The organism is Daejeonella sp., from assembly GCF_044232565.1.
Taxonomy (GTDB): domain Bacteria; phylum Bacteroidota; class Bacteroidia; order Sphingobacteriales; family Sphingobacteriaceae; genus Daejeonella.
Window position 1 is genome coordinate 1 of sequence record NZ_JBIILQ010000194.1, and the last position, 5,395, is coordinate 5,395.

The 5,395-nt window shown below is 36.2% G+C and carries 5 protein-coding genes; 2 read left to right on the forward strand and 3 right to left on the reverse strand.

Annotation, left to right across the window (positions count from 1 at the left end):
• Window positions 1-207 precede the first annotated feature (207 nt).
• Window positions 208-1,182, reverse strand: a complete 975-nt coding sequence (locus ACILQF_RS10155) for a glycerophosphodiester phosphodiesterase (RefSeq protein WP_395627297.1) — start codon at window positions 1,180-1,182, stop codon at window positions 208-210.
• A gap of 245 nt (window positions 1,183-1,427) precedes the next feature.
• On the opposite strand from ACILQF_RS10155, the gene ACILQF_RS10160 reads away from it, so the two are divergent.
• Both ACILQF_RS10160 and ACILQF_RS10165 read left to right on the forward strand, forming a co-directional pair.
• A complete protein-coding gene (locus tag ACILQF_RS10160; protein WP_395627298.1) occupies window positions 1,428-2,021 on the forward strand; it encodes an LEA type 2 family protein in 594 nt (197 codons plus the stop codon).
• Window positions 2,022-2,158: 137 nt separating this feature from the next.
• Entirely contained in the window at window positions 2,159-3,475 is a 1,317-nt protein-coding gene (locus ACILQF_RS10165) for a DUF3887 domain-containing protein (RefSeq protein WP_395627299.1), read from the forward strand.
• Between the two features lie 98 nt (window positions 3,476-3,573).
• Here the strand turns inward: ACILQF_RS10165 and ACILQF_RS10170 are convergent, their stop codons facing one another.
• Both ACILQF_RS10170 and ACILQF_RS10175 read right to left on the reverse strand, forming a co-directional pair.
• Window positions 3,574-4,749: an MFS transporter gene (locus tag ACILQF_RS10170; protein WP_395627300.1), complete on the reverse strand. Its 1,176-nt coding sequence runs from the start codon at window positions 4,747-4,749 to the stop codon at window positions 3,574-3,576.
• Between the two features lie 69 nt (window positions 4,750-4,818).
• Window positions 4,819-5,241: a hypothetical protein gene (locus ACILQF_RS10175; protein WP_395627301.1), complete on the reverse strand. Its 423-nt coding sequence runs from the start codon at window positions 5,239-5,241 to the stop codon at window positions 4,819-4,821.
• Window positions 5,242-5,395 lie beyond the last annotated feature (154 nt).

Below are 5,395 nucleotides of genomic sequence, written 5' to 3' on the forward strand. Positions count from 1 at the left end.
AAGAATTAAGATAGGAGGTAAGGCAAATGTGGCAAAAAAAGCAGTTGCCGCACCCATTCGTAAAGGATCATTTAATTTCAATAATACGTATGAACTCCGCATCATCGAAAAAAAATTACTGATTTGACGAAATTGATTTTTCTTTGTTAGCAAGGCTAAAATATTAGGTTTCAAAATGCAAATTTGAGAATAATTCTCCTTAAATAGCTATTTAAGAAGCATTTTAAGAAGTAATTCCGGCTCATTCGTTGTGATAAAGTCTAATTTTTGGTCAAGGAAAAATTTCATTAATTTGGGATCATTAACGGTCCAAGCATTGATAGTTAAGCCTTTTTGCTTGGCCTGAGCAATCCAATCCGGATTTTTTTGAAAAACACTTTGATTATAATCTAAGCCCCATAATTTATCTTTTGAAAGTATTTCCGGTGATTTATCCCCATTTAAATAAGCTACCCTAGCATGTGGATCCAAGCGAAGCAATTCTAAGCAAATAGTATAATCAAAACTGATGTAATCAATCCAGGCTTGGGCTTTAAGGTTCTTAACCAAATCCACTACTTTATTGGTAAGTTGTAAGGCTCTTTCCATATTAATGGTTGGCTTAATTTCCAAAATAAGTTTAGTCTTATTTTGTGTCATACCAGACTTAATATAGGATTCTAAAGAAGGCATAACTTCTCCACTTGACAATTTCAAAGCAAGCAATTCGGCCGCCCTACTAGTATGAATAGTTTTTCCTTGAATAGTTGGATCGTGATTCACCACGAGAACAGAATCTGAAGACATGTGCACATCAAACTCAGAACCTTGGCATCCCATAGCGATGGCAAACTGTAAAGCAGCAATAGAATTCTCAGCAGCACCCGAATTTTTCCATGCTCCGCGATGTGCGATTACCCGATTTTTTATGAACTCATCTTGTACTAGCCTGAAAGTTTGTTCTTGCTGCCCAGATGACGTTGAGGCACTGATAGTCAAGTCATAAAATTGCTTATCGGCCTTAATATTTTCCTTGTTGATATATAACTTATTTCCCTTAAGCCTAAATAATTGGGCATTCTCGCCAATAAGTTTAAATTTTACCTGTTTACCTATCAGAGTTAAGGAACCAATCAGATTATCATTCTTAGAAAAAGAATGATTGCTTAAAATAGGCTGGGCACGTACGATTGAAAATGACATACTCAACAAAATAAGGAAAAAATAATACCTGATGAATTTAAACATGAGAGTGGAAATAAACGATCTAAAGACCAATGAGTTTAAGAAAGAAAAAATCAATATTTTATCATTAACAAAGCTATTTATAAAATATATATTCCCTGTAAAAATAGCACATAAAGGCTAACTTGATCATTATTTAATCCATTTTAATAATTTATAGTGAAAAAGGTATAATTTGGCGAAAAATAAGCGTTAAGCTAAAAATGAAAAAATACATTTTAATTTGCATTCTTGCCTTTTTAGTATCAAGTTGTGGCGTTTCCAGAAAGATAGAGGTTCTTGAAAAATGTACTTATGATATAAAGTCGGCAGATGATATCTTTCTAGCTGGAAAAAATATGACTCAAATGTTTAAAAATAGAACATTTGATTTAAGTAGTGCTCCAAGCATAGCATTGGCAATGTTCAGAAAAAACATTCCCTTAAAAGCAAAGGTTAATCTGAGTATTTACAATCCAACAAGCAAAGGTGCTGTTATTAACCAGTTTGATTATATCATTTTGGTAAAGGGACAAGAGGTTGCGGCTGGCACTGTAGACAAAAGAATAAATTTAGTTTCGGGTACAACAACAACTGTTCCGGTACAGGTGAATTCAAATATTTATTCATTTTTATCAAATGGAAAAACCATGGAAGAATTGGTGGAATTTATGTCGGGAGCTAAAAGCGGGCCCACCGAGAAAAAAATCAGGATAAGCATTAAAATTAAACCAAGCTTTATGCTGGGTAAGGAATTAATAAAATACCCAACTTACATCACCATTGATAGAGAAATTAGCAGTAAAATACTTTATTAAATGATAGCAATTTACAACTAAGGGAATGTTTAATAGCATCAACAAACTATTTAAAAATAGGTGTGCGATTTATTTCCGAGTACCATCAATCTTAATTTTCTTATCTTTCTAGCCTGAATCCAAAATTCAATTATAAAATGAAATTTTTAAAAGCCCTATTTGTATTTCTGTTTATTAGCCACTTGAGTTTTTCTCAAAGTGTGGTTTCCCTTATGAATCGTGCTGATCAGTTTTTCGAAACTATGAATCAAGGCAAATTTGATGAAGCACACAATTTTATGGATGAAAGTGTTAAAAGTCAGATTTCTATAGATGAACTAAAACTATTTTGGCTTAGGCTTGAAAATAATTTGGGAACCTACCAATCGGTAGATGGAGCAAGGAGTTCTATTAAAGGAGAGTATTATCAGGTAATGCTCACTTGTGGTTTTAGCAAGGGGTCGCAGCCATTTACTTTTGTGTTTAACAAAGCCGAAAAATTAGTTGGATTTTTTCTTGCTCCTAAACCCACTGAATCTCAATATGCGCTAGCAAGCTATGCTGATACTAGCCTTTATAAAGAAGAAGAAGTTAAAATTAAGTTTGCAGAGGGCGAAATGGCAGGTGTTTTTACTAGTCCGAAGAGTAGTTCAAACTTCCCAATAGTGATCATGGTTCATGGATCTGGGCCTGCCGACATGGATGAAACTGTAGGCTCAAACAAACCATTCAAAGACCTAGCTGCAGGCTTAGCAGCACAAGGAATAGCTAGTATTCGATACGTTAAGCGTTCGATGGTTTATCCAAACACATTTAATAAAGCATTTACAGTAAATGAAGAGGTTATAGATGATGCAATTACTGCAGTCACATTGGCTGGCACCCTTCCAGGGGTAAATAAGGCTCAAATTTATGTTTTCGGGCATAGCCTCGGCGGAATGTTAGCACCTAGGATTGCGACCTTAGCACCTAGTTTAAAAGGTATAATTTTAGCGGCTGCGCCGGCAAGAAAATTTGCCGACTTGATTACAGAGCAGAATGAATATTTATATAAAGCATCTGGCGATACGAGTACCGCAGGAAAGCAACAATTTATTGAGTCAGCGATGGATATTGACAAAACAAGGCTGTTAAAACTTGGTGCAATTGCTGCAGACTCGGTTATCCTTGGAGCACCAGCATCTTATTGGGTTGATCTCAATAATCACGATCAGGTAGCTACCGCAAAAAAGATTAAAAACCGAATTTTGGTGATTCAGGGTGAGAAGGATTTTCAAGTTTCTGTTCGCGATTTTGAAATCTGGAAATCAGGATTGGCAGCAAATAAAAATGCTTCTTTTAAAATTTACCCTGATTTAAACCACCTTCTTTCTGTTCAAAAGGAAAAAGGTAATGGCACACAATATCGCTTACCGGCAAATGTAGATATCAATTTAATCAATGACATTTCAATTTGGATTAAAGGAAGTAATTGATCGAAAATTAACTTTTAATTTAAAGGAGATTAGCTAAATAATCTCCTTTTTTTGTGAATCCTTATTCCACAAACAATAAAGCCTAAAAATTGCTCGAATTAATTTTTCCCAATATTGGGTAAGAAAACTGTTATTAAACCAATTAGCGGAAGATAAGCGCAAATTTGATAAACGTATTCGATACTCGTACGGTCGGCTACTCCACCCAAAAGTGCGGACCCAATTCCTGCAACTCCAAAGGCATAACCAAAGAAAAGGCCTGAAATCATACCCACCTTACCGGGGAAAAGCTCTTGTGCATACACTAAAATGGCAGAGAAAGCAGAAGCCAAAATTACACCAATTGGAATAGTCAAAATTACTGTCCAGAATAGGTTCATATGCGGTAAAAGCAGAGAAAATGGTGCAACACCTAAAATTGAGCCCCAAATCACATATTTACGACCAATACGATCTCCTAGTGGTCCGCCGATAATGGTTCCAGCTGCTACAGCAAATAAAAAAATAAAAAGATATACCTGTGAGTCTTGTACTGAGGCCCCAAACTTATGAATCATGTAAAAGGTATAATAACTGGTCATGCTCACCAGATAAATGTATTTTGAAAAGATTAAAACTAGCAAAATACCGACTGAAATGAACACTTTCTGTTTTGAAAAGTTATTTGCTACAAGATGATCTGAACTTGGCCTTCTGGCTTTTATTCTAACCTTCCTTTTATACCATTTCCCAACATTAAACAAAATAAATATGGCTAAAATGGCAAGTGCTGAAAACCAAACAATAAATGATTGTCCGTAAGGTACAATAATAATTGCCGCCAATAGCGGACCAATAGCGCTTCCGAAATTACCACCTAACTGAAACACAGATTGAGCCATTCCACGACGGCCACCTGAGGCCATATGTGCAACGCGTGATGCTTCTGGATGGAAAATTGAGGAGCCTACACCAACCAGGCCAACAGAGAAGATAAGAAATTCAAAACTAGGAGCGATTGAGAGTAAAATTAAACCAAGGAGGGTAAATCCCATACCAATGGCCAATGAAAATGGTTGAGGTTTACGATCGGTATAAAATCCGACAAAAGGTTGGAAAATGGAGGCTGCAAGCTGAAAAGTTAAAGTAATGAGTCCGATTTGCGCAAAATTAAGGCTAAAAGATTCCTTTACAATGGGATAAATAGCTGGAATAATAGACTGTAAGGTATCATTTAACAAATGTGATAAACTGATTGCAATCAGAATCGGGTAAACTGCCTTTCCAGCTTTCATTGAGTTTTTTTACTGAATCTTTAACTAGCCCTAAAAATTGCTTCCCGAACAAAGGTCATACTTTAATGATTATTTGATCGAATCAGTAGCAGGCTTTTCAACTGAAGTACCTGTTAAAGGTGCTCCTACTGGAAGATCGCAACGATGACCAGGTTGACCATGGGCTGGATTTAAAGCCAAACCGGCAGGAGCAGCTTGTTGAGTAGTAGCAACTGGACTTGTTGTGGGAGTTTGGGTACTGGCATTACCCGTTAATGGTGCTCCTACTGGGAGTTCGCATCGGTGACCAGGTTGACCATGGGCTGGATTTAAAGCCGGACTTCCTGAAGTGCTTGTACTAGCACTGCCTGTAGAAGAAGCATCGGCTGGAACTTGAGGGATTCCCTGACTTGAAAACGAAGGTTGAGTCTCGTTTTTTCGCTCAGTCATCATTAATCCAATAATAGTAGCACCAGCAAGTACAACTGCACCAACAATCACGATTGTTCTCATAATATAGCTTTTTATTGATAAGCGAAATACAAAAATACACAAATTTTAAATAATTATGCTTTGCGATAAACAGGCGAAATTAAAAATTCATTACTAGCTTAGCGACTTAATAAATGGGGATTGAGGTATTTTGTTCATATCGGCTATAAAGGAA